At 70.8% G+C, this 22,485-nt stretch carries 17 protein-coding genes and 2 pseudogenes; 13 read left to right on the top strand and 6 right to left on the bottom strand.

All coding sequences use genetic code 11. The annotated features are described in order from the left end of the window. Nucleotides 1-98: 98 nt before the first annotated feature. Together J2N69_RS14275 and J2N69_RS14270 are read right to left on the bottom strand one after the other, a co-directional pair. Nucleotides 99-773 carry a hypothetical protein gene (locus tag J2N69_RS14275; RefSeq protein WP_230901085.1) on the bottom strand — a complete coding sequence of 225 codons (675 nt, stop codon included), beginning with the start codon at nucleotides 771-773 and terminating at the stop codon, nucleotides 99-101. Between the two features lie 251 nt (nucleotides 774-1,024). Beyond that, on the bottom strand, nucleotides 1,025-2,425 hold the full coding sequence (locus J2N69_RS14270; RefSeq protein WP_230901084.1) for a type III PLP-dependent enzyme domain-containing protein: 1,401 nt from the start codon (nucleotides 2,423-2,425) through the stop codon (nucleotides 1,025-1,027). A 159-nt stretch (nucleotides 2,426-2,584) separates the two neighbouring features. On the opposite strand from J2N69_RS14270, the gene hutU reads away from it, so the two are divergent. From hutU to J2N69_RS14245, 5 genes and pseudogenes are all read left to right on the top strand, one after another. Then, nucleotides 2,585-4,249 (top strand): urocanate hydratase, encoded by a 1,665-nt coding sequence (gene hutU / locus J2N69_RS14265; RefSeq protein ID WP_230901083.1) that lies wholly within the window; start codon nucleotides 2,585-2,587, stop codon nucleotides 4,247-4,249. A gap of 32 nt (nucleotides 4,250-4,281) precedes the next feature. Then, nucleotides 4,282-5,484: an allantoate amidohydrolase gene (locus J2N69_RS14260; RefSeq protein WP_230904727.1), complete on the top strand. Its 1,203-nt coding sequence runs from the start codon at nucleotides 4,282-4,284 to the stop codon at nucleotides 5,482-5,484. Further along, nucleotides 5,475-6,827: a formimidoylglutamate deiminase gene (locus tag J2N69_RS14255; protein WP_230901082.1), complete on the top strand. Its 1,353-nt coding sequence runs from the start codon at nucleotides 5,475-5,477 to the stop codon at nucleotides 6,825-6,827. The genes J2N69_RS14260 and J2N69_RS14255 overlap by 10 nt, the downstream gene beginning before the upstream one ends. Before the next feature lie 148 nt (nucleotides 6,828-6,975). After that, entirely contained in the window at nucleotides 6,976-8,148 is a 1,173-nt protein-coding gene (gene hutI / locus J2N69_RS14250; RefSeq protein ID WP_230901081.1) for an imidazolonepropionase, read from the top strand. A gap of 177 nt (nucleotides 8,149-8,325) precedes the next feature. Then, nucleotides 8,326-8,445, top strand: a pseudogene (locus tag J2N69_RS14245) (IS5/IS1182 family transposase); the annotation flags it as partial. Nucleotides 8,446-8,452: 7 nt separating this feature from the next. On the opposite strand, the gene J2N69_RS14240 reads toward J2N69_RS14245, so the two are convergent. Then, nucleotides 8,453-10,651 (bottom strand): hypothetical protein, encoded by a 2,199-nt coding sequence (locus J2N69_RS14240; RefSeq protein ID WP_230901080.1) that lies wholly within the window; start codon nucleotides 10,649-10,651, stop codon nucleotides 8,453-8,455. A 232-nt stretch (nucleotides 10,652-10,883) separates the two neighbouring features. Here J2N69_RS14240 and J2N69_RS36520 point away from each other — a divergent pair. Next, nucleotides 10,884-11,145 (top strand): annotated as a pseudogene (locus J2N69_RS36520) (aspartate/glutamate racemase family protein); the annotation flags it as partial. Nucleotides 11,146-11,340: 195 nt separating this feature from the next. Here J2N69_RS36520 and J2N69_RS14230 read toward each other — a convergent pair. Continuing rightward, complete coding sequence (locus tag J2N69_RS14230) at nucleotides 11,341-12,294, bottom strand: RNA polymerase sigma factor SigF (RefSeq protein WP_408056726.1); 954 nt, start codon at nucleotides 12,292-12,294, stop codon at nucleotides 11,341-11,343. A 238-nt stretch (nucleotides 12,295-12,532) separates the two neighbouring features. Here J2N69_RS14230 and J2N69_RS14225 point away from each other — a divergent pair, with 238 nt between their 5' ends. The 6 genes from J2N69_RS14225 (at nucleotide 12,533) to J2N69_RS14200 (ending at nucleotide 18,161) form a co-directional block, all read left to right on the top strand. Next, nucleotides 12,533-12,901, top strand: a complete 369-nt coding sequence (locus J2N69_RS14225) for an STAS domain-containing protein (protein ID WP_127911897.1) — start codon at nucleotides 12,533-12,535, stop codon at nucleotides 12,899-12,901. Nucleotides 12,902-13,151: 250 nt separating this feature from the next. After that, complete coding sequence (locus J2N69_RS14220) at nucleotides 13,152-13,661, top strand: ATP-binding protein (RefSeq protein WP_230901079.1); 510 nt, start codon at nucleotides 13,152-13,154, stop codon at nucleotides 13,659-13,661. Between the two features lie 236 nt (nucleotides 13,662-13,897). Then, nucleotides 13,898-14,644, top strand: a complete 747-nt coding sequence (locus tag J2N69_RS14215; RefSeq protein WP_230901078.1) for an LPXTG cell wall anchor domain-containing protein — start codon at nucleotides 13,898-13,900, stop codon at nucleotides 14,642-14,644. A gap of 39 nt (nucleotides 14,645-14,683) precedes the next feature. Next, nucleotides 14,684-15,700: a COG1470 family protein gene (locus J2N69_RS14210; RefSeq protein WP_230901077.1), complete on the top strand. Its 1,017-nt coding sequence runs from the start codon at nucleotides 14,684-14,686 to the stop codon at nucleotides 15,698-15,700. 50 nt (nucleotides 15,701-15,750) lie between these two features. Further along, the gene (locus tag J2N69_RS14205) at nucleotides 15,751-16,884 is read left to right on the top strand and encodes a hypothetical protein (protein WP_408056892.1); all 1,134 of its coding nucleotides are present in this window, start codon (nucleotides 15,751-15,753) and stop codon (nucleotides 16,882-16,884) included. Continuing rightward, nucleotides 16,884-18,161, top strand: coding sequence for a hypothetical protein (locus J2N69_RS14200; RefSeq protein ID WP_230904724.1), 1,278 nt, complete (start codon nucleotides 16,884-16,886; stop codon nucleotides 18,159-18,161). Before J2N69_RS14205 ends, J2N69_RS14200 begins: the two co-directional genes overlap by 1 nt. Nucleotides 18,162-18,598: 437 nt before the next feature. Here the strand turns inward: J2N69_RS14200 and J2N69_RS14195 are convergent, their stop codons facing one another. After that, nucleotides 18,599-19,435: an alpha/beta hydrolase gene (locus J2N69_RS14195; protein WP_230901076.1), complete on the bottom strand. Its 837-nt coding sequence runs from the start codon at nucleotides 19,433-19,435 to the stop codon at nucleotides 18,599-18,601. Between the two features lie 115 nt (nucleotides 19,436-19,550). After that, a complete protein-coding gene (locus J2N69_RS14190; RefSeq protein ID WP_230901075.1) occupies nucleotides 19,551-21,047 on the bottom strand; it encodes a peptide MFS transporter in 1,497 nt (498 codons plus the stop codon). A 472-nt stretch (nucleotides 21,048-21,519) separates the two neighbouring features. On the opposite strand from J2N69_RS14190, the gene J2N69_RS14185 reads away from it, so the two are divergent. Next, on the top strand, nucleotides 21,520-22,197 hold the full coding sequence (locus J2N69_RS14185; RefSeq protein WP_127911041.1) for a response regulator transcription factor: 678 nt from the start codon (nucleotides 21,520-21,522) through the stop codon (nucleotides 22,195-22,197). Nucleotides 22,198-22,485: the final 288 nt, after the last annotated feature.

Here is a 22,485-nt window from a genome sequence, read left to right as displayed (position 1 = left end):
ACGAGTCCGGCCGGGAACACGTTCTGGAGGGAGGGTCTGCCCGTGAGCCACGTCACTATGCGCGAGTTGAGGAACCTCAGAGCATGGCGTGGCGACCGTCAGGACGACGCCGCGTCCACTGCCGACAGGCAGTGGTGGGCGCCCAGTTCCTCCAGGCGCCGATTGATGGAATCGGCCTTTCGGTTGAACGACTGCGTCAGCTCGCCGAAGTCCTGCAACGTCTTCTGCAGGTTCTGCGCATCCACATGCCGCAGTTTCTCCGCCATTCGATAGAGCGTGCGGTCGGCCGCGCGCATGTCGTCGACCACCGATGTCGTTTCGTCGGCGCGTGAGTCGGGGGTGCGTATTCTGCTGAGATCTCCCGCCTGCTTGTTCTGCAACCCGGCCAATTTGTAGAACATGTTCCCGGTGGCGACGAAATCCGCTCGGGTCGCCGTTCCTTGGGCGTACGCCTCGTCCAGGCCCGTGAGAGCGTCGTTGGCGTCTCTCGCCGATTCGTCGAGATCCCCCTGGGTCTGCGCACAGGCGGCGTTCGCCTCCTTGCTCCAGTCCTGGAGCGTGAAAGGAGGGTCCGGCCAGACCTGGATCAGCCCGATGACGACGCCCGCGACCGCTGCCGCGACGCCGAGCACCTCCCAGACGCGCCTTCGAGGAATGCCGTTGCTGTTCGGTGGTGTCGGTGTCGGTGTCGGTGTCGGCGGCGTCGGCTGCGGCGGCGGTGGTGATGCAGGTGGTGCCGGCGTCGGCCCCCCGTCGTTCGGGTCATGAATCATTGTGCCCCCCCTGACCTATCCATCCCCGGGGGCAAGTGAAGCACTCGGCGTGCGGGAAAAGGACGTGATCATGCCATTCTCACCTTTTCCCGAGGCCATCGCAGGGGTGGCTTCTCATGCAAAGGCAGTACGGGTCATGGGACGTCCCGGCAGGCCTTGCCAACAGAAACGTTAATTCTTTCGCGGGCAAAGCAGAAAGTATTTATCCGGTTCGGTTGGAGCGGCGTGCGGCGTGCGGCGCCGCGTGGTGCTCACAGATACCGCAGCGCGTCCCGCTCCGATCCGCCGCCGGACTCCGCCACGATCTCGTCGAGGGTCTGCGGCTCGCGCGCGGCGGCGAAGCGTACGTCGTCGCCGTGCTGCGAGAAGCCGTAAATGCCGGGCCTGGCAAGGCTGTTGTACGAGTAGTGCTGCGCGAAGTAGTAGGCGCCGGTGTCCAGCGCGGCGATGTGGTCGCCCGGTTCGAGCAGCGGCAGCGGACGGTTCTCGGCGAGCAGGTCGCCCGCGAAGCAGGCCGGGCCCGCGATGTCCTGGCCGACGGCGGGCCCGCTCCTGGGCCGCCCCTGCGCGTCGTACGCGGCGATCCGCAGCGGCCAGGACAGCGGCGCGTACACCGTCCGGGTCGCCACCTGCACGCCCGCGTGCGTCACCGCGATGGGCCTGCCGCCCGCCTCCTTCGCGTACTCGACGCGGGCGAGCAGCGTGCCGTGCTTGGCCAGCAGGGACCGGCCGAACTCGGTGACCAGGCCGTACCGCCCGTCGAGCAGCCCCGGCACCCGTACCTGGAGGCGGCGCGCGTACTGCGCGTGGGTCGGACTCTCCTCGTCGGAGCCGAAGTTGACGGGCAGGCCGCCGCCGATGTCGATCGTGTCGACCTGCCGCCGCCCGGCGCGTCCGTTGATCTCCTCGGCCAGTTCGTACGTCGCTTCGACCCCGCGCGCCATCATCTCCAGGGGCATACCCTGCGAACCGGAGTGCGCGTGCAGGCGGGTCAGCCAGGGCCGGTCCAGGAAGGCCTGGATCACCCACTCCCTGGCTCCCTCGTCGAGCAGCGGCACGCCGAACTTGGAGGTGGCCGTCGCCGTCGACAGGGCGCCGATCGCGCCGCCGCCGATCTGCGGGTTCACGCGCAGCCCGACGGGGGAGGCGGTCGGCGCCGACTGGACCAGGGCGTCGACGCGGGTCAGCTCCCCGGGGTTGTCGGCGTTGACGGCGATGCCGAGCGCGAGGGCCTGGCGCAGCTCTGCGGGCGTCTTGGCGGGGGAGTCCAGGACGGTGTCGGCGGGCGCGATCCCGGCGGCGCGCGCGAGGGCCAGCTCGCCGGGGCTCGCCACCTCGGCGCCGATCCCGGCCGCGCGCAGCAGCCGCAGCACCGGCACGAGCGGGGTGGCCTTCACCGCGAAGGCGTGCAGGACGGGGGTGCCGGGCGGGGTGACCGCCTCGAAGGCGGCGCGCAGGGCGGCGGCGCTCGCGCGGATGCCGGCGATGTCGAGCAGGCCCGCGACGGGGGCGCCGGGCCCGACGATGCCCTGCTCGACGGCGGCGCGGACGGCTTGGTCGCGGCGGGCGGCGCGAGCGGCGGTGGTGGTGCCGGGGGCGGTGTCCGTGCGGAGGTCCTGCGTCTGCTGGTCGTCGTCCTCGTCGTGGGCCATGCGATCCAGCCAATCATCCGGGGCGGGCCCGCGCCGACGTACTCGCGCATCCGTTCGCTATTGACTAGCTCTATTCAGGCCATCAGGATGTGAATAACAAGGTCACAGTCGGCAGAGCGACGACAGTCACCGCAGGTTCACGCGAGGAGGCACCGCCCCATGTCAGGACCCCGCCCCGTACGAGCGCCGCGCGGCACGGAACTCAGCGCCCTGGGATGGCAGCAGGAAGCCGCCCTGCGCATGCTCCAGAACAACCTCGACCCCGAGGTCGCCGAGCACCCCGACAAGCTCGTCGTCTACGGCGGCACCGGCAAGGCCGCCCGCGACTGGCGCTCCTTCGACGCGATGGTCCGTACGCTTCAGACCCTGAAGCAGGACGAGACGATGCTCGTCCAGTCCGGCCGCCCCGTCGGCGTCATGCAGACCCACGAGTGGGCGCCGCGCGTCCTGATCGCCAACTCCAACCTGGTCGGCGACTGGGCGAACTGGGAGGAGTTCCGCCGCCTGGAGCAGCTGGGCCTGACCATGTACGGCCAGATGACGGCCGGTTCGTGGATCTACATCGGCACGCAGGGCATCCTCCAGGGCACGTACGAGACGTTCGCGGCGGTGGCGGCCAAGAAGTTCAACGGCACCCTCGCGGGCACCATCACCCTCACCGCGGGCCTCGGCGGCATGGGCGGCGCCCAGCCCCTCGCCGTCACCATGAACGACGGCGTCGCGATCTGCGTCGACTGCGACCCGCGCGCCATCGAGCGCCGCATCGAGCACAAGTACCTGGACGTGCGGGCCGACTCCCTGGAGCACGCGCTCCAGCTCGCCGTCGAGGCCCGCGACCAGCGCAAGCCGCTCTCCATCGGCCTGCTCGGCAACGCGGCGGAGCTGCTGCCGCGCATGCTCGCCGAGTCCGCGCCCATCGACATCGTCACGGACCAGACCTCCGCCCACGACCCGCTCTCCTACCTGCCGGTGGGCGTCGCCTTCGAGGACATGGCGTCGCACGCGGCGAAGGACCCGGCGGGCTTCACCACCCGCGCCCGTGAGTCGATGGCCCGGCACGTCGAGGCCATGGTCGGCTTCATGGACGCGGGCGCCGAGGTCTTCGACTACGGCAACTCCATCCGCGGCGAGGCCCAACTCGCGGGCTACGACCGCGCCTTCGCCTTCCCCGGCTTCGTCCCCGCCTACATCCGCCCCCTCTTCTGCGAGGGCAAGGGCCCCTTCCGCTGGGCGGCGCTGTCCGGCGAGGCCTCCGACATCCACAAGACGGACAAGGCGATCCTCGACCTCTTCCCGGAGAACGAATCGCTGCACCGCTGGATCAAGATGGCGGGCGAGCGCGTCCACTTCCAGGGCCTGCCCGCCCGCATCTGCTGGCTCGGCTACGGCGAGCGCGACAAGGCGGGCGAGCGCTTCAACGACATGGTGGCGGGCGGCGAGTTGCAGGCCCCGCTGGCCATCGGCCGCGACCACCTGGACTGCGGCTCCGTCGCCTCCCCGTACCGCGAGACGGAGGCCATGCTCGACGGCTCCGACGCGATCGCCGACTGGCCGCTTTTGAACGCCATGGTCAACGTCGCGTCGGGCGCGAGCTGGGTCTCCCTCCACCACGGCGGCGGCGTCGGCATGGGCCGCTCCCTCCACGCGGGCCAGGTCTCGGTCGCCGACGGCACGAAGCTCGCCGGCGAGAAGATCCGCCGCGTGCTGACCAACGACCCCGGCATGGGCGTCATCCGGCACGTGGACGCCGGGTACGACATCGCGGAGTCCGTGGCGGACGAGAAGGGCGTACGGGTTCCGATGCGGGAGGGTGACGGCGCGTGAGCGAGCAGGCCGCCGCCCCGTCCTTCCAGGAGATGTGGCGGGACCTGGCACCCATCGGCCGCGACGCCGGGTCGCGCGGCTACCGCCGTTACGCCTGGACCGGGGCCGACGCCGACTGCCGGGCCTGGTTCCGGGCCCAGGCCGAGTCCCGCGGCCTCACCCACGAACTGGACCGCAACGGCAACCAGTGGGCCTGGCTGGGCGACCCGGCCGCCGGGGACGCCGTCGTCACCGGCTCGCACCTGGACTCCGTCCCCGACGGCGGCGCCTTCGACGGCCCCTTGGGCGTCGTCTCCGCCTTCGCGGCGCTGGACGAACTCCGTGCCCGCGGGACCCGGTTCACCAAGCCCCTGGCCATCGTGAACTTCGGCGACGAGGAGGGTGCCCGCTTCGGCCTGGCCTGCGTGGGCTCCCGCCTCACCGCCGGGCAGCTCACCATCGAGGCGGCGCACAAGCTGCGGGACGGCGACGGCGTGACGCTGCCGCAGGCGATGGAGGCCGCGGGGTACGACCCGTCGGCGATCGGCCCCGACCCCGAACGCCTCGCCCGGATCGGCGCGTTCGTGGAGCTGCACGTCGAGCAGGGCCGCGCCCTGGACCTGACCGGCGACCCCGTCGGCATCGCCTCCGCCATCTGGCCGCACGGCCGCTGGCGCTTCGACTTCCGGGGCGAGGCCAACCACGCGGGCACGACCCGCCTGGCCGACCGCAGGGACCCGATGCTCACCTACGCGGAGACGGTCCTCGCCGCCCGCCGCGAGGCCGAACTCGCGGGCGCTGTCGCGACGTTCGGCAAGATCTCCGTCGAGCCGAACGGCGTCAACGCCATCCCGTCCCTCGTGCGCGGCTGGCTCGACTCCCGCGCCGCCGACCAGGCGACCCTCGACACCGTCGTCACGGGCGTCGAGAAGGCGGCCCGCGAGTACGCGGAGCGCCACGGCATCGACCTCGACGTCGTACGGGAGTCCTTCACGCCGGTGGTGGAGTTCGAGGACGCCCTCCGCGACGAGCTGGGCGCGATCCTCGGCGGAGAGACCGAGCGGCCGGTCCCCGTCCTCGGCACGGGCGCCGGACACGACGCGGGTATTTTGTCCGCCTCGATCCCCACCGCCATGCTGTTCGTACGGAACCCCACGGGCGTCTCGCACTCCCCGGCAGAGTACGCCGCCGAGGACGACTGCCTGGCCGGGGTGGCCGCACTGGCCGACGTACTGGAAGGGTTGGCATGCAGGTGACGACGTACTGGCTGGAGCACGCCTGGCTCGGCACCCATGTCGAGCCGGGCGTCGCGGTGGAGGTGACGGGCGAGCGGATCACGGCCGTCCGCAAGGACGTCGCGGCGCCCCCGCCGGGCGCGACGGTGCTGCGCGGCCTGACGCTCCCCGGCCTGGCCAACGCCCACTCGCACGCCTTCCACCGGGCGCTGCGCGGCACGGTCCAGGTCGGCTCCGGCACGTTCTGGACGTGGCGCGAGGTGATGTACGGGGTGGCGGACCGCCTGACGCCCGAGAGCTACCACGCGCTCGCGCGGGCGGTGTACGCGGAGATGGCGCTGGCCGGCATCACGACGGTGGGGGAGTTCCACTACCTCCACCACCAGCCGGGCGGCACGCCGTACGCCGACCCGAACGCGATGGGCGAGGCGCTGATCCAGGCGGCGGCGGACGCGGGCGTGCGCATCACCCTCCTGGACACGGCGTATGTGGCCTCCGGACTGCTCTCCGCGACGCGGGGCAAGGCCCCCGACCGCCACCAGCTGCGCTTCTCCGACGGCACGGCGGACGCGTGGGCGGAGCGGGCGTCGGCGCTCAAGGACCGCCCGCACGCCCGCATAGGCGCCGCGATCCACTCCGTACGGGCGGTCCCGGCACGGCAGTTGGGCGTGGTGGCGCAGTGGGCGGCGGAGCGGCAGGCGCCCCTGCACGTCCACCTCTCCGAGCAGACGGCGGAGAACGACGCCTGCCAGGCGGTGCACGGCTGCACGCCGACCCAGCTCCTCGCCGACCACGGCGTCCTCGGCCCGCGCACCACGGGCGTCCACAACACGCACCTGACGGAGGAGGACATCGGGCTGCTCGGCGGCACGACGACGGGCACGTGCATGTGCCCGACGACGGAACGCGACCTGGCGGACGGCATCGGCCCCGCCGTCGCCCTGGACCGGGCGGGCAGCCCCCTGTCGCTCGGCAGCGACAGCCACGCGGTGATCGACCTCTTCGAGGAGGCGCGCGCGATGGAGCTGAACGAACGCCTCCGCTCCCACACGCGGGGCCACTGGACGGCGGCGGCGCTGCTGCGCGCGGCGACGGCCACGGGTCACGCGGCGCTCGGCTGGCCCGAGGCGGGCGTGCTCGAACCGGGCGCCCTTGCGGACCTCACCACGGTCGCCCTGGACACGGTCCGCACCGCGGGCCCGGTCCCGCGCCTGGCCGCGGAGACGGCGGTCTTCGCGGCGACGGCGGCGGACGTCCGCCATGTGGTGACCGGCGGCCGGGTCGTCGTACGGGAGGGGGCGCACGCGGCGGTTCCGGACGTGCCGGGGGCGTTGGCGGAGGCGGTGGCGGCGCTGAGAGATTGACCGGCCCCCCAAGGCCGCCGCCTTGCCCGCTTTCCCAGCCCCTCCGGCGTTTGAGGAGCGGGGTCCGGGGCGGAGCCCCGGTTTCGGGAAGGGGCGGGCTTGGGGAAGGAACTCGCTCGAACCCCCGCCTTCCCCCATGGAGCACCCCATGACCACCACCGTCATCACCAACATCGCGAGCCTCGTCACCAACGACCCCGCCCAGGGCGACGGCAGCCCCCTGGGCCTGCTCACGGACGCCGCCGTCGTCCTGGACGGCGAGACTGTGGCCTGGGTGGGCCCGGCGGCGAAGGCCCCCGCGGCGGACACGGTGCACGACGCCGACGGCCGCGCCGCGATCCCCGGCTTCGTCGACTCCCACTCCCACCTCGTCTTCGCGGGCGACCGCACGCAGGAGTTCAACGCCCGCATGTCGGGCCGCGCCTACTCCGCGGGCGGCATCCGTACGACGGTGGCGGCGACCCGCGCGGCCACGGACGCGGAGCTGGAGGCGAACGTCACCCACTACCTCCGCGAGGCCCTGCGCCAGGGCACGACGACCTTCGAGACGAAGTCGGGCTACGGCCTGACGACCGAGGACGAGTCCCGCGCCCTGCGCATCGCGGCGCGCCACACGGACGAGGTCACGTTCCTCGGCGCGCACATCGTCTCCCCGGACTATGCCGAGGACCCGGCGGCGTACGTCGAACTGGTCACCGGCGAGATGCTGGACGCCTGCGCGCCGCACGCCCGCTGGATCGACGTCTTCTGCGAGAAGGGCGCCTTCGACGGCGACCAGGCCCGCGCGATCCTCACGGCGGGCAAGGCGAAGGGCCTGCACCCCCGCATCCACGCCAACCAGCTCTCGTACGGCCCGGGCGTCCAGCTGGCGGTCGAACTGGACGCGGCGTCGGCGGACCACTGCACGCACCTCACGGACGCCGACGTCGACGCGCTCGCCCAGGGCGACACGGTGGCGACGCTCCTGCCGGGCGCGGAGTTCTCCACCCGTGCGGAGTGGCCGGACGCCCGCCGCCTCCTGGACGCGGGCGTGACGGTGGCCCTCTCCACGGACTGCAACCCGGGTTCGTCCTTCACGTCCTCGCTCCCGTTCTGCATCGCCCTGGCGGTACGGGACATGGGCATGACCCCCGACGAGGCGCTCTGGTCGGCCACGGCGGGCGGCGCGGCGGCCCTGCGCCGCACCGACATCGGCACCCTCCGCGAGGGCACCCGCGCCGACCTGGCCCTCCTGGACGCCCCGAGCCATGTGCACTTGGCGTACCGGCCGGGGGTGCCGCTGGTCGGGGAGGTGTGGCGGAGGGGCGCGCGGGTGGGGTGACGTTCCCTGCCATGTTCCGTGCGGAGCGGTTGCGCGACTGTGTCGTGACGTCGGCGCGGTACCGGTGATCAGCCGCGGGGTTCGGGCCTGGAGTTGCGCGGAGCGCAGCCCGCCGCAGCGGGCCCGGACCTCAGCGGTCACCGGCTGGACCGCCGTGGGCAGAGTGTGCCCCTGGCCTGCTGGGCGGCGGACAAGGACCACCGGGAGGCGTGCGGCACCGTGCGGGTGCCCTTCCGTGGCCGGTGGGACCGGCTCTCGGCAGGTCGACGTAGCAGCCGTGATCTACGTGCCTACATCGGTTCGGTCAGCGGTCGAGTTCTGAGTGCGGCAGGCTGTGGACCTGTGCACGCCATACCTCGGGCTGGTCGTCTCCCGTCGGGGACGGCTCGAGCCGGAGGAAACCGGGTTGCCACGCTCGTGTGAAGTAAATGACGCCGCAAAGAGCCGGCTCCCGTTGCCCGCGCGCCGCAGTGCGGGGAATGTTCGGAAAGCGCGGCGAAGAGAAATCGGCGCCGCGTGCGTTCCGGAGTTCGTTTATTCGCCTGGCGAATTCCGCCTCGGCCGCCGCCTTGAATCGCTCGTAACATGCTGCCGCATCCTTTCCTCCGGGAATGATTACGAGCAATTGCGCAGGTGAGAGCAGCCGGACGGCCTCCGTGAGCTGCCAGAGCGTTCCGGGCGAGGATGTCGCCATGATGAGTACAAGATCTGCGTACGGGAGTGCCTCGGAGACCTCGGGTTTCCACTTGCCCGGTGTCAGGGGAAGCCGTGGTATTCCCGCCTTCTCCATGTCGGCCCGATCGCCGGACACGATGAGTGTGCCATAGGGTTCAAAGACGGCCATGAGTGCTTCTTTGAGGCCAGGAGGACTCCAGAGCGGCGGTGTATCAACGTCCAGCGGCATAGGGCGAAGGTACAGGACGTACGGCTCCTGCTTGAGGTCGGAGGGGCGTCGCGCATAAGCAATGAAGCGCCCCAGTTTCCGCAGTTGATGAGCCGTGTTCACGGCAACCAGTACGACACCGATCGCCGAAGACCACAGAATCACCGGAAGTGCCGGTCGAGTCCATATGAGCAAGAACATGACCACAAAGATTATGGTGACATTCACCTGTTGCCAGTGCCGCATGGTCCGGTTCAGCGTACGCTCGCCCTTTGCAAGCGTCGCTGGTGGCTCTTCCGTCAACTGCCTGGAACTAGGTTCCGTCGTTGTGGGAAGAGGCGAGGGCCCAGTGGTAATGATGCCCTTGACCGAATGTCCACCCTCCTTCGGAACTGCGACCTTGACGTCGCCGATTTGCCTGCTGCGTTCTTCCTCCATTATCTCCATCGTCAGCCACGCCGAACCAGCGAATGTGAATATGCAGATCCCGGCGAGCTGAGAGGGTGACGTGATGTCGAATGCCTCGATGAGCAGAAGGCTTGCGCATGCGACCCCGAGAAAAATACGGGCTGTGGTCCGGGCCACTCTTGCCCGGTTAACGGGAGCGGTGTAGGTGGCCTTGCCGGGGAGTGCTTCCTCGATATGCTCCAGCAGCGGGTCGATCTGCGTGGTGACCATCCTGCGCTGTCGCGCACGACGAGTCAGGCCCGGCCACGAGGTGGGGTCGAATCGCACGAATTCCCCTGAGGAGTCGTCCTTGAAGCGGACAATGCCCTCGACCGGCATTCTCCTGTGCGGCTTCGAAGGCCGCATCAAGGGCGGGTACGGGGGAAGTGACGGCTGCGCCGGAACTGGAACGCCCGTTGCGCGCAGCTCTCCGGCACGGGCGGTGTAGAAGTTCGAGGCTTCCTCGCAGAAGCGCCCGTAGCTCTCGGGGTCAGAACAGGCGAGCAACAGAACACGTGACGGCGGTAAGAGACGAAGCGCTTCGGTGTACTCCCACAGGACACCCTCAGGTGTCCTTGATCCGCAGTCGAGGCCGGCAATGATCAGAACAAGACGGGCGTGGCGAATGGCGTCGCTGACCGCGCCTTTCCAGTCATCCTCCGGAAGGTAGAAGCGCTCTGCCCCGGGCAATGTGAACGATTCCCCGGGACTTCCCACGGCAACCACCTTGCCGAAGCGCCGGAAGAGACGGACGAGTTGCTCCTCCGCCGTTGCGCCGGTCTCGATGCTATCCCTGTCTCCGAAATACTGGCGCACAGCAGACCATATGCCCCGGCCTGGTTTTTCGTCCACCCTTGACAAGACCTGGTCCATCTGAAAATTGCGCAGGTATAGCACGTAGGTCTGGTCCTTCAGTTGCTCGCGTCTGACGAGCACGGGTAAAGGGCGAATTCGTGTGGCCGCGTTGATCGTGCGGGCTGCGGAGAGCAAGGTCACTCCTGCTGCCAGACCGGAGATCAAGATCAGAACCAACCACCAGGTCAGCCCCATGGTCAAGGGGATGGCGATGCCCGTCGCGACATCGAGCAGCAGCATCACCACAGCAGCCGGCAGGGAACGTCGAATTCGTGTCATGTACGGACGGAAGTGCGGGTCCTCGTCGAAGACACTCATGAGGGGCATTCTTTCGCAGCCATTGCGCGCTTCGCTGCCGTTCCGGCGAATCGAATCGGTAAGGCCGATCAAGGAGCTGGCGGCTCTCGCGCGGTCCCCCGCCTAGGCGGTGAAGTGATCTATATAGCGTCAGAACGGTAGTTGAGGTGCGCGACGGTCGATGCGTCCGGCACCGTCGCCTCATTCAGGCGAGATCCGACTCGTCAATGCTTTCGCCTCGTCACCGATGACCATGAAGACCATCGGCCTCTTCGGCGGCATGAGCTGGGAGTCCAGCGCCGAGTACTACCGACTGCTCAACGAACTCCTACGCGCCTCGGCGGCCTGCACTCCGTGGACTTCGCGGAGATCGGGCGATTGCAGGCTGCGGGGGAGTTCGGCCGGTCGGGCTGCTCGGCACCGCGTTCACCATGGAGCAGGACTTCTACCGGGAGTGGCTGGCGGGGCATGGCCTGGAGGTGCTCGTGCCGGACGCGGCGGGGCGGGCCGTCGTCTCTTCCCGACGAACCGGCTGCACGCGCAGGCGGCGGTCGAGGCGGCGCTTACCTCAGAGGCGTGAGCCGACCTCACAGGCGTCATATGACGACTGTGAGGCCCGCCCCGTCACGAGGCGGGCCCCACAGGGCCGAGGCAGAAGGCCGGGGCGCAGGGCACGAGGCCGTTGAGGCGCCCCGTGGCGTCGCGTCGGCTCACTCCTCGACCGTCAGTCCCTTGCGGAGCTTGACGAGGGTGCGCGACAGCAGTCGCGAGACGTGCATCTGCGAGATGCCGAGTTCCTCGCCGATCTCGGACTGCGTCATGTTGGCGACGAAGCGGAGAGAGAGGATCTTCCGGTCGCGCGGCGGCAGTTCGGCGATCAGGGGCTTCAGCGACTCGATGTACTCGATGCCTTCGAGGCCGTGGTCCTCATAGCCGATCCGGTCCGCGAGCGCGCCCTCGGAGTCGTCCTCCTCCGGCTGCGCGTCCAGGGAACTCGCCGTGTAGGCGTTGGACGCGGCCATGCCCTCGACGACCTCGTCGTTGGAGATGCCGAGGCGCTCGGCCAGCTCGCTCACCGTGGGGGCGCGGTCGAACTTCTGGGCGAGTTCGTCGCCCGCCTTGGCGAGGTCGAGCCTGAGTTCCTGGAGCCGGCGCGGGACGCGCACCGACCAGCTGGTGTCGCGGAAGAAGCGCTTGATCTCCCCGACGATCGTCGGCATCGCGAACGTGGGGAATTCCACACCGCGGCTGAGTTCGAAGCGGTCGATGGCCTTGATGAGGCCGATCGTGCCCACCTGGATGATGTCCTCCATCGGCTCGCTGCGGGAGCGGAACCGGGAGGCCGCGAACTTCACCAGGGCGAGGTTCAGTTCGACCAGGGTGTTGCGGACGTATGCGTGTTCGTGCGTGCCTTCTTCGAGCGACTCCAGGCGCTCGAAGAGGGTCTTGGACAGGGCCCTCGCGTCCAGCGGCCCCACTTCGGCGTACGGCGGGATCTCGGGGAGGTCCCGCAGCCCTTCCGGGGCTTCCGGGGCCGCTTCCGGAACCGGCTGCGGTTCGCGGGCGGGAGCCGGGATCGTGGTGGCGGAGTGGGACGGCGGGGGTGTCGACGTCGCTTGGTCAGCAGGCGATTCGTCGAGCCGGGGTGACATGGTGTCCTCCATCGTTCTCGGCATATGGCTGCCGATGCCTATGCGTGCACTGCGGTGTGCGGCGCCTCCAAAGCCGTCCGTGTCGATTGCTGTCTCTTCTACCCCTACCCGCTTCCGCGCTCCGGTCGCAAGTGGCTTTGGCGGTGAAATGTCCGATTTCGGGGGGATGTTCGGGTACCCCGAACCGCGGGGAGGGCGTAATGTTCAGGGGCGTCATCAACAGCCACGACGGTCGGAAGAGAGAGACGGCATGGACCGCGGCACGGTCGGCAGTGCGCACAGGGGCCGACTTCTGGTCGAAGTGCGAGAGGTGGACACGAGCGCCGTCGTGACACCGGCGGGTGAGCTGGATCACCACACCGCCGATCTCCTGCGTGAACCGCTGGAAAGCTGTCTCGCGGGCGGTTATTCACGGCTCGTCGTCGATTGCTCGCGCCTCGAATTCTGTGATTCCACGGGGCTCAATGTGCTGCTCGGGGCCCGGCTCAAGGCCGAGGCCGCGGGGGGCGGGGTCCACCTGGCCGGGATGCTGCCGGTGGTGGCCCGGGTCTTCGAGATCACCGGTGCGGAGGCCGTCTTCACGGTGCACGAGACACTCGAAGCCGCTCTGGGCGACTGAGCCCGTGACGGTCGCACGCGAAAGTTACGCGTCAGTTGTCTCTCTGTGATCAAGGCGTTACCAGCGTCACAGGAACCGTCCCGAACAAGTGGGTGTTCTCACGGTTCGGCCGGGCAGGAGAGACCTGGACCCGTCCTCTGTCAGAACGGCAAGCAGCCGATGTCCCCTACTCGTCCCACGACCCCTACTTGTCCAGAGTCCTCTGCGTGTCCAGAGTGCTCAGTCATCTTGTCGGTGAGGTGAAGCGCTGATGAGCACCACCCGGCCTTATTCGCCGGGCGACCGCGGCCCGGACTCCGAGGCCGCCGTCGCGGACGCTCCCGCGGACCCGCCCTCCGGGGCGCCCACGGCTCGCCAGGTCCGCCGGCTGAGCCTGAGCGGTGCCAGCGGCATCGTCCCGCTCGCCCGGGACTACACCCGCGAGGCGCTGCACGCGTGGGGCTGGCTGCCCGCGGAGAGCGCCGACCGCAGAGCCGCCGCCGAGGACGTCCTGCTCGTCGTCTCCGAGCTCGTCACCAACGCCTGCCTGCACGCCGAGGGTCCCGACGAGCTCTGGCTCTCCTGCGACGGCAAGGTGCTGCGCATCGAGGTCTCCGACCGCGGCGCGGGCCAGCCCGCGCCCCGGACCCCGCACCGCGCGGGGCGGCCCGGCGGACACGGCATGTTCATCGTCCAGCGGCTCTGCCTCGACTGGGGTGTCGTACGCACGCCGGGGGACGTCGGCAAGAGGGTCTGGGCGGAGCTGGGAGCGCCCGCCTAGCGCCCGCGCGGCGGGCCCGCCCCCGGCCACGGCTGCCGGCCCGTTGTCCTGCCGTCCTGCTGTCCACGGTTCGCACACGCGCCGGATCACCACGATCCGGCGCGTCTTTTGTCTTCCCTCGGCAAGGCCCCCGGCGTACCTTGAGCGCCCAATCTGATGTGCCGTCAGTAAGTCAGCAAGCCAGCGTCACTCCGCACCGCGGCACGCCACGACGACCGGCATGAGGGGATCACGAGGTGTCGTACAAGAAATCGGCCGCGCTCGCGCTTGCCACCGCCCTGGCCGGCGGCTCGGCGGTGCTGGTGGCCGCCCCTGCCGCGCAGGCCACCGTCCAGGACGTCAACTACCAGTGCAAGACGCCGATCGGGAACAAGGGCGCGGTCTCGCCGATCGACATCAAGAGCGTCAGGAGCGGCGGCGGCCACAAGCTCACGATGTCCTTCCAGAAGGGCGTCTCGTCCAGCCCCGTCGAGCTGGGCAAGGGCGCGATGAAGCCGAGTGCCGTGATCAAGGTCGGCGGCGCGGACAGCGGGACCGTGGCGGTCTCCGGCGCGCCGAACACCGAGGCGATCCCCGCCAACACGCCGATCAAGATCAGCGACTTGTCGGGCACGTACACGCCGAAGAAGAGCGGCAAGGTCACCTTCACCGCCGGGGTCCTCACCATCAAGGCGCTCGGTACGACGACCACGTGTACGCCGTCCAACAACCCGAAGCCGTCCTTGGAGCTGGAGGTGAAGGGGGCGGGAGGCTCCGGTTCCGGTTCTGACTCCGGTTCCGGTTCCGACGCGGGGCCCGACTCCGGCCTTGGCTCCGGCTCCGGAGGGGCTGGAACCGGCGGCTCCGGCAGCGGTGAACTCCCGCAGACCGGTCCGGCGGACTCCGCGATCGCGCTCGGCACCCTCGGCGGCACCGTGCTGCTCGCGGGCGCGGCCGGCGCGCTCTGGCTGACCCGCAGGAACCAGGCGGCGCGCTCGCGGTAGCCGCCGCCCGGACCGCCGAACCGAGGCCAGGAGCCGCCCATGCCGTCCTCCGCCGCACGTGCCGCCGCCGCGCTGTGTGCCGCCGCCCTCGTGCTGGGTTCCGCGGCCCCCGCGCACGCGGACCGCGGCGGTTCCCCGGACTGGTCCGTCGGGCCGTCCACCGGGGACGGCCCACGCGCCCCGAAGGACGGCCGCCCCGCCTTCTACGCCGAGGGCGCCCCGGGCACGGTGCTCCGGGACACCGTGTCCGTCAGCAACCCGGGCCCGAAGCCGCGCACGGTGTCCCTGCGGGGCGCGGACGTGAAAGCGGGTGACACCGGTTCCGGCGCCCCCTCGGTCGCCTCGGCCAAGGAGCGGCCCACGGAGACCGGGGCGTGGATACGCCTCGCGCGGCGGCGCGTGGAGGTGCCGCCGCGCACGCGCGCCGAGGTGCCGTTCACCGTGACGGTCCCCGAGGACGCGGTGCCCGGCGACCACCCCGGGGTGATCGTCGCGAGCGGCGGCGGGCGCACGGTGGGCGTACGGCTGCACCTGCGGGTCGGCGGGCCCACGCTCCCGGCGCTCACCGTGGAGCGCGTCAAGGTCGACCAGGACGCCGGGCGCATCACGTACGACCTGGTCAACCGCGGCAACACCGTGCTGAGCCCGAAGCTCGCGGTCCACGTCGACGGTGTCCTCGGCACGCTCCTGCACCGACCGGCGCGGCCGCTGCCGGTCGAACTGCTGCCCGGCCGCCGCGTCTCCCTGAGCGAACCGTGGCCGGACGTCCCGGCTCTCGACGCGGCGGAGGTACGGCTGACGGCGACGGCACCGGGCGGCGCCCGTGACACCGCCACGGCGTCGGCGCGCTTCGTGCCGTGGGGCGCGCTGGCGGGCGGGGCGGCCGCGCTGCTCGCCGTCACGGGCGGCGCGCTTCATCTCGTACGCGTACGGGGACGCAGACGCAGCTCCGAGGTGCCGGAACCGGAAGCCGGGACGGAGCGGGAGTGCGAGCGGGCCCAGCCGCCGGGCAGCGCACGGGAGTTGGCGGAAGCCGGGACGCGGGAGGAACCGTGAGCGCCAAGCGGAACGGTAAGCGGAACGGCAAGCGGAACGGGACGGCCGGTCTGTGGGCCGTCGTCGCCCTGGCGCTGCTCGGCTCCGCCCTGTTGCCCTGGCCGGCGGCGACGGCCGCCCCCGCGGCGGACAAGCCCACCGTGACGCTCTCCGCCGCGCAGGCGGGCAAGGGCGGCTCCGTCACCGTCACGGGAGAGGGCTGGCGTCCCGAGGCCCTGCTGATGATGCTGATCTGCGGACAGTCCACGCCCGGCGAGGGCGTCGTCGGCGGCACCAACGCGTGTGCCAACGCCGAGGGCCGCGCCGTCACCACCGGCAAGGACGGCACGTTCCGCAAGAAGCTGCCCGTCGCCGAGCCGCCCGAGCCCTGCCCCTGCGTCGTCCACGTCGCCACGGTGACGGGGGAGAAGGCGAAGGCCGACGCCGCGTTCAAGGTCGCGGGCCACCCCGTGAAGCCGCTGCCCGAGCAGAGCGGCGGCGGGCGGCTCTCCGTCCTGTCGGACACTCGTATGGAGGGTTCCGGCTCCCTGCTGACCTGGTTCGGCGCGCCGCCGCGGCGCACGCTCGTCTTCACCGTGGGCAACGTCGGCCCGGCGCCCCTCAAGGACCCCGTCTTCCAAGTCGGCACCTCCCACGGCGTGTTCGCGCCGCAGTGGGAGGAGCGGCAGTGGCGCGGCACCGTCGCGCCGGGCGAGAAGGCGCGGATCGAGCTGCCGGTGGAGCTGTCGGCGGGTGCGCACGGCGACTACCTGGTCTCGCTGAAGTTCGGCGGGAAGGTCCTCGCCGAGCAGCCGTGGGGCGTGGGCCGCCCCTGGGGCGTCACCGTCTTCTGGCTCCTGCTCTGCCTCGTCGTGCCCGCCGCCGTCTTCCGCCTCGGCATGGCGGTGGTCGACCGGCTGGGGCCGCGCCGACGCCGTGCCGGTGGCCGGCACCGCGCCGGGCGGCTCGCCGAACTCACCGACCGGCTGGCGAAGTTGAGGCCCGCGCAGGGCGCGGCCGCGGCCGACGAGGAGACCCGCGCGCCACGCGTCGCCCGGCCTTCGGGGGGCTCCGGCGCGCCTGACCCCGGTTCGGCGGAGCGGACGACCGCTCTGCCGTGGTTCACCCCCGACACAGACCCCGGCGCGCCCGCGGGCCGGCTCTCCGCACCGTCCGACAACAGTCCGACGAAGGGAAAAACGTGATCACGCATCGACGGAGAGCGGGCGCGGCCTCGGTCGCGCTCCTGCTCGGCGGGGCGGGCGTCCTGTTCACCGCGGGCGCCGCACGGGCCGCGGACGTCGCCTACCAGACGGAGTGCGTCCCTCCGCCGATCTCCGGGCTGCCGCCCGTGCAGGGCACGACGAAGGTGGAGATCACGGCGCCCGCCACGGCGAAGGTGGGCGACGAGATCGAGGTCGTATGGAAGACGACCCAGGCGGCCTCCAAGAACCCGGACGTGCTCGACCTGGACCAGGACACGGTGAAGCCGAGCGGCACGATCAAGGTGGGCGGCGGGCAGAGCGGTGACCTGAAGGTCGAGGGGGAGCGGAAGAACCCGCCGATCAAGAAGAACAGCCCCATGATCCTCTCCGACATGAGGGGCAAGCTGAAGCTGACGGCGGCGGGCGAGGTGACGCTGACCCCGGACGCGTACCACATCAACGTCAGCAAGCCGATCTCGACGGACACGAAGTGCGCGCCGAAGGAGCGGGTGGGGGCGGGCGCGACGATCAAGGTGACGGACGGCGGCGGTTCAGGGGGTTCGTCGGGCGGTACGGGTGGGACGGCGAGCGGTGGTGGTAACGCCGGCGGTGCCTCTGGCGGCACCTCGGGTGGCGGGGACGGGCGGACCGACTTCCTCGGCAAAGAGGTGCAGACCCCCTACAAGTGCAAGACACCGATCGGCGACAAGGAGGCGACCTCGCCGGTCCAGATCAACGCCAAGAAGGGCGGCGGGGCATACGGCCTGACCGTGCAGTTCAAGAAGTCCGTGATGGACAGCCCCGCGGACATCCCCGCCGACTCCGTGAAACCGTCCATGGAGGTCACGCTGGGCGGCGCGGACAAGGGCACGGTGCATGTCGAGGGCCCGACCAACAAGGACCCCATCAAGTCCGGCGCGCCCATCGCCGTCCCGGACCTCACCGGCACCTACAAGCCGGGGGCGGACGGCAGGGCGACGCTCTCGCCGGGCGTCCTGACCGTCAAGGCCCTGGGTACGACGACGACCTGCACGCCCGCCAAGAGCGAGGTTTCCCTGGAACTGGACACGGAGGCGCAGCCGGGTGGGGCGTCGGGGGGTTCGTCGACCGGGGGTGGCTCCGCGGGTGGCTCCGCCACGGGGGGCGGTCTCGCGGAGACCGGGGCGGAGAACGATGGCGCCCTGCGAGCACTGGGGCTGGTCGCCGGCACGGTGATCCTGCTGGGCGGCGCGGTCTTTACGTTCTTGCCGAGGCGGAGGCGGGGTTCTGTCCGCTGACCACCGCGGGTTGTTCGTGGCCGGTCGCGCAGTTCCCCGCGCCCCTAAGGGGCGCGGTTGTCCGGGCGCAAGCTGTGGCGCCCCGTCAGGGGCGCGGGGAACTGCGCGAGCAACCGCAGCGGACCCGCACTCGCCATGTAGTTGTCGGGGGCAGACGCGTCTGCGGGGGGTTCGCGTACATGGCGGGCGCATGGTGTGGCGCCCCCGTCAGGGGCGCGGGGAACTGCGCGAGCGACCCGCAGCGGACCCGCACTCGCCATGTAGCTGTCGGGGGCAGACGCGTCTGCGGGTTGTTTGTGGCTGGGCGCGCAGTTCCCCGCGCCCCTTTGGGGGCGTGGTTGGCGGGGCGCAAGGTGGGGCGGCCCCCTCAGGGGCGCGGGGAACTGCGCGAAGCAACCCTCGGCCGTCCCGCACCCGACCGCCGACCGCCGGAGGCACTACGTGTGAGCCCGCAGCCAGCGGAGGGCCGCCCCGGCCATGCCGGGGGCCTTGAGCAGTGGGCCCCCGTGGGCCGCGCCCCGGACCGTCCGTACCGTCACGTCCCGCAACCCCGCCCGCCGCTGCGCGCCCGCGAGTTCCGTGGAGTGGGCGCGCGGCACGAAGTCACCCGCCGAGTGGATCAGGAGCAGCGGGGCGTCATCCGTACCGGACGCGTGTGTCCGGGCGGCCAGGTCGTCCCACCGCTCCCAGCAGCGCAGCCCGCCGAGATCCGGTGCGCACCCCGCGAGCCGCTCGGCGGCCCTCCGCAGCGCCCGCCGCTCGGCCGGGGCACCGGCCACGCCCCCGTCCGCCCACGCCCGGTAGGGCGAGGCCACCGGGGAGAGCGCCACGACCCCCCGCACCCGCGCACGCCCCTCCCCGTACGCACCGGCCTGCAAGGCCAGATGCCCGCCCGCCGACGAGCCGAGCACCAGCGGCCGCTCCCCCCGCTCCCGGTCCCCGACCCACCGCAGCGCCGCCAGCACGTCGTCACGCTGCGCGGGCCACGCCGCGTCGGACGTCAGCCGGTAGTCGGTGTCGTACACGGTGAAACCGCGCTCCGCGAACCACCGCGCCCGGCCGCTCCAGTCGGTGTCCCGCGCCCACGAGCCCCCATGCACGATCATCAGGGCGGGGCGGTGCGGGGACGGGTTCCCGTACACGGTGATGTTCTGGCGCGCGTGGGGCCCGTACGAGAAGAGCTTCCCGGACGGCGGCCGGGGAGCCGCTTCGGCGGCGGCGTGGGGCGAGAGCAGCGCCCCGCAGAGGGCGAGGGGCAGCAAGGTACGGCGCATGCGCCAGATGCTCCACCGGCCGGCCCCCGGGAGCGCGCAGAAACGCGAAGGGCCACCGCACCGGGTGGTGTGGCGGCCCTTCGTTCGGTTCAGGCGTGGCCTGGACGGGCGTACGTCAGTTGACGGAGCCCATCAGCTGCTTGACCTTCTTGCGCGACGTCCAGATGCCGAAGCCCGCGATGACCGCGATGATCGCCTCGACGGCCACCGCCCCGGAGTTGTTCAGGTCGATGCCGAGCTGCGGCGAGGTCAGCAGACCCGTCACGGAGTCGCCCGCGGTGACCGCGAGGAACCAGACACCCATCATCTGGGCGCTGTACTTCTCCGGGGCCATCTTCGTGGTGAGCGACAGGCCGACCGGGGAGAGGCACAGCTCGCCGACGGTCTGGATGAAGTAGATCGCGACCAGCCACATCGGGCTGACCCGGCCGCCGTTGTTGGCGGTGTCGATCAGCGGGATGAGGAAGACGGCGAAGGAGATGCCGATCAGCGTGAGGCTGGAGGCGAACTTGACCGCCGTGCTCGGCTCCTTGCCCCGCTTGTTCAGCCACAGCCACGCCGAGGCGACCACGGGGGCGAGCGCCATGATGAAGATCGGGTTCAGCGACTGGTACCAGGAGGTCGGGAAGTCGAACCCGAGGAGGTTGTTCGTCGTCGCCGTCTTGCCGAAGATCGACAGGGTCGAGCCGTTCTGGTCGTAGATCATCCAGAAGACGGCGGCGACCACGAAGAACCAGATGTAGCCGGACAGCTTCGACTGCTCCAGCTGTGACAGCTCCTTGTCGCGCTTCATGCGGGCGAGGACGGCGATCGGGATGAGCAGACCCGCGATGATCAGCGGCATCAGCGCCCAGTCGGCGAAGTTCCCGGTGACGCCCATCAGCGTGTAGAGCGCGGCGGCGACGATCAGCCAGATCAGGCCGGTGCGCAGGGCGGAGGCGCGCTGCTCCGGGGTGGCGGGCTGCGAGATCACGCTGCTCTGCGCGCTCAGGTGGCGCGAGCCGAGCATGAACTGGGCGAGGCCGAGGGCCATGCCGGCCGCGGCGAGCGCGAAGCCGAGGTGCCAGTTGACGCTCTCGCCGACCGTGCCGATGGAGAGCGGGGCGAGGAAGGCGCCGAGGTTGATGCCGATGTAGAAGAGCGTGAAGCCACCGTCGCGGCGCGGGTCCTTCGGGCCGTCGTAGAGGTGGCCGACCATCACGGAGATGTTCGCCTTCAGCAGGCCGGAGCCGAGCGCGACGAGCGCGAGGCCGGCGAAGAAGGACGCCGAGTTCGGCAGCGCGAGGGTGATGTGGCCGAGGATGACGACGGAGGCACCGATGATGACCGTCTTGCGCGGACCCCAGAAGCGGTCGGCCATCCAGCCGCCCGGCAGGGCGAGCAGGTAGACCATCGACATGTAGACGGAGTAGATCGCCGTCGCCGTCGTGGCACTCATGTTCATGCCGCCGGGGGCGATCAGGTACAGCGGGAGAAGTGCCTTCATGCCGTAGAAGCTGTAGCGCTCCCACATCTCGGTCATGAACAGTGTGGCCAGTCCGCGGGGGTGGCCGAAGAAGGTCTTCTCGGGGCCAGGAGTACTGGCGGAGTCCTTCGTCAGGCTGGACGCCATGGGTCGATCCTCGTGGGTTCGGGACGCGCGGCAGGAGCGTGTGCGCGCCCGGTGGGGGGCGGTCGGCACCGGTGCCGCCTCGTCCAACCCCACGCCCAGGGGAGGTTCACACCCCGGTGGAGGGAGCGAGGGACGGCGACTCCGGGATCCACACCCTGGGCGCAACCTCGCGCGCAGGGCCCGACCACAGGTCATTCCTTTCAAGGCTGGCCGAAGCCGGCCCGCACATAAAAGAGACCTAAGGCGCGCACAGCGGGCCAAAGGTCCTTGAGTAGTGCATCAGGCGTTGGGTCACCATACGACACCACAGGGAGGCATATGGAAGGACTTGAGACATGGATCACAGGTTTGGCTGCAACCGGCGGCGTACATTCAAAGGTGTTTCCTAGTTTCGCGTCCTACAGCCGCAGGCCGTCGCCTCCACTGTGCGATCACCGCACAGCCCTTGTCCACCGCGGACTACCATCACCTCATGACCCGTGTACTGCTCGCCGAGGACGACGCGTCCATCTCGGAGCCGCTGGCCCGCGCCCTGCGCAGGGAGGGTTACGAGGTCGAAGTGCGCGAGGACGGCCCGACCGCCCTCGACGCCGGACTCCAGGGCGGTGTCGATCTTGTCGTGCTCGACCTGGGGTTGCCCGGCATGGACGGCCTGGAGGTCGCCCGCCGGCTGCGCGCCGACGGGCTCACGGTGCCGATCCTGATCCTCACCGCGCGCGCCGACGAGGTGGACACCGTCGTCGGTCTGGACGCGGGCGCCGACGACTACGTGACCAAGCCGTTCCGCCTCGCGGAGCTGCTGGCCCGGGTGCGGGCCCTGCTGCGGCGTGGTGCCACGGAGCACAAGGAGGCGCCGTCCACGCACGGCGTGCGGATCGACGTGGAGTCGCACCGGGCCTGGATGGGCGAGGAGGAACTCCAGCTCACGGCAAAGGAGTTCGACCTGCTGCGGGTCCTCGTGCGCGACGCGGGCCGCGTCGTCACGCGCGATCAGCTGATGCGGGAGGTCTGGGACACGACGTGGTGGTCGTCCACCAAGACCCTGGACATGCACATCTCCTGGCTCCGCAAAAAACTGGGCGACGACGCGGCGAACCCGCGGTACATCGCGACGGTACGGGGCGTGGGTTTCCGCTTCGAGAAGAGCTGACCCGCACGTGTGTCAGGGGCGTCAGTGTGGCGCCCCGTAAGGGGCGCGGGGAACTGCGCGAGCAAGCGAGGATGCCCCGCACCCGCGCACGATACGGCGGCGGGCAGCCGCTCCGGCGGCTTTGACGGCTCGGGCCCCGTAAGGGGCGCGGGGAACGGCGCGAGCAAGCCAAGACGCCCCGCACCCGCCCGCGAAACCGCCGGAGGCAGCCGCGTCTGCGAGGTCCAGGACCGTCGGCCTCCGCAGACCGTCTCGGCTGATCGCGCAGTTCCCCGCGCCCCTGAGGGC

The organism is Streptomyces huasconensis, assembly GCF_021028635.1.
Lineage (GTDB): Bacteria > Actinomycetota > Actinomycetes > Streptomycetales > Streptomycetaceae > Streptomyces > Streptomyces huasconensis.
Note: the sequence above shows the minus strand (reverse complement) of the source record. Positions and strands in the feature narration are given on the sequence as shown.

Excerpts from the sequence above, each read along its gene's own strand:
- J2N69_RS14275 (WP_230901085.1), bottom strand. The coding sequence starts at position 773 with ATGATTCATGACCCGAACGACGGGGGGCCGACGCCGGCACCACCTGCA.
- J2N69_RS14270 (WP_230901084.1), bottom strand. The coding sequence starts at position 2,425 with ATGGCCCACGACGAGGACGACGACCAGCAGACGCAGGACCTCCGCACG.
- hutU (WP_230901083.1), top strand. The coding sequence starts at position 2,585 with ATGTCAGGACCCCGCCCCGTACGAGCGCCGCGCGGCACGGAACTCAGC.
- J2N69_RS14260 (WP_230904727.1), top strand. The coding sequence starts at position 4,282 with ATGTGGCGGGACCTGGCACCCATCGGCCGCGACGCCGGGTCGCGCGGC.
- J2N69_RS14255 (WP_230901082.1), top strand. The coding sequence starts at position 5,475 with ATGCAGGTGACGACGTACTGGCTGGAGCACGCCTGGCTCGGCACCCAT.
- hutI (WP_230901081.1), top strand. The coding sequence starts at position 6,976 with ATGACCACCACCGTCATCACCAACATCGCGAGCCTCGTCACCAACGAC.
- J2N69_RS14240 (WP_230901080.1), bottom strand. The coding sequence starts at position 10,651 with ATGAGTGTCTTCGACGAGGACCCGCACTTCCGTCCGTACATGACACGA.
- J2N69_RS14230 (WP_408056726.1), bottom strand. The coding sequence starts at position 12,294 with ATGGAGGACACCATGTCACCCCGGCTCGACGAATCGCCTGCTGACCAA.
- J2N69_RS14225 (WP_127911897.1), top strand. The coding sequence starts at position 12,533 with ATGGACCGCGGCACGGTCGGCAGTGCGCACAGGGGCCGACTTCTGGTC.
- J2N69_RS14220 (WP_230901079.1), top strand. The coding sequence starts at position 13,152 with ATGAGCACCACCCGGCCTTATTCGCCGGGCGACCGCGGCCCGGACTCC.
- J2N69_RS14210 (WP_230901077.1), top strand. The coding sequence starts at position 14,684 with ATGCCGTCCTCCGCCGCACGTGCCGCCGCCGCGCTGTGTGCCGCCGCC.
- J2N69_RS14195 (WP_230901076.1), bottom strand. The coding sequence starts at position 19,435 with ATGCGCCGTACCTTGCTGCCCCTCGCCCTCTGCGGGGCGCTGCTCTCG.
- J2N69_RS14190 (WP_230901075.1), bottom strand. The coding sequence starts at position 21,047 with ATGGCGTCCAGCCTGACGAAGGACTCCGCCAGTACTCCTGGCCCCGAG.
- J2N69_RS14185 (WP_127911041.1), top strand. The coding sequence starts at position 21,520 with ATGACCCGTGTACTGCTCGCCGAGGACGACGCGTCCATCTCGGAGCCG.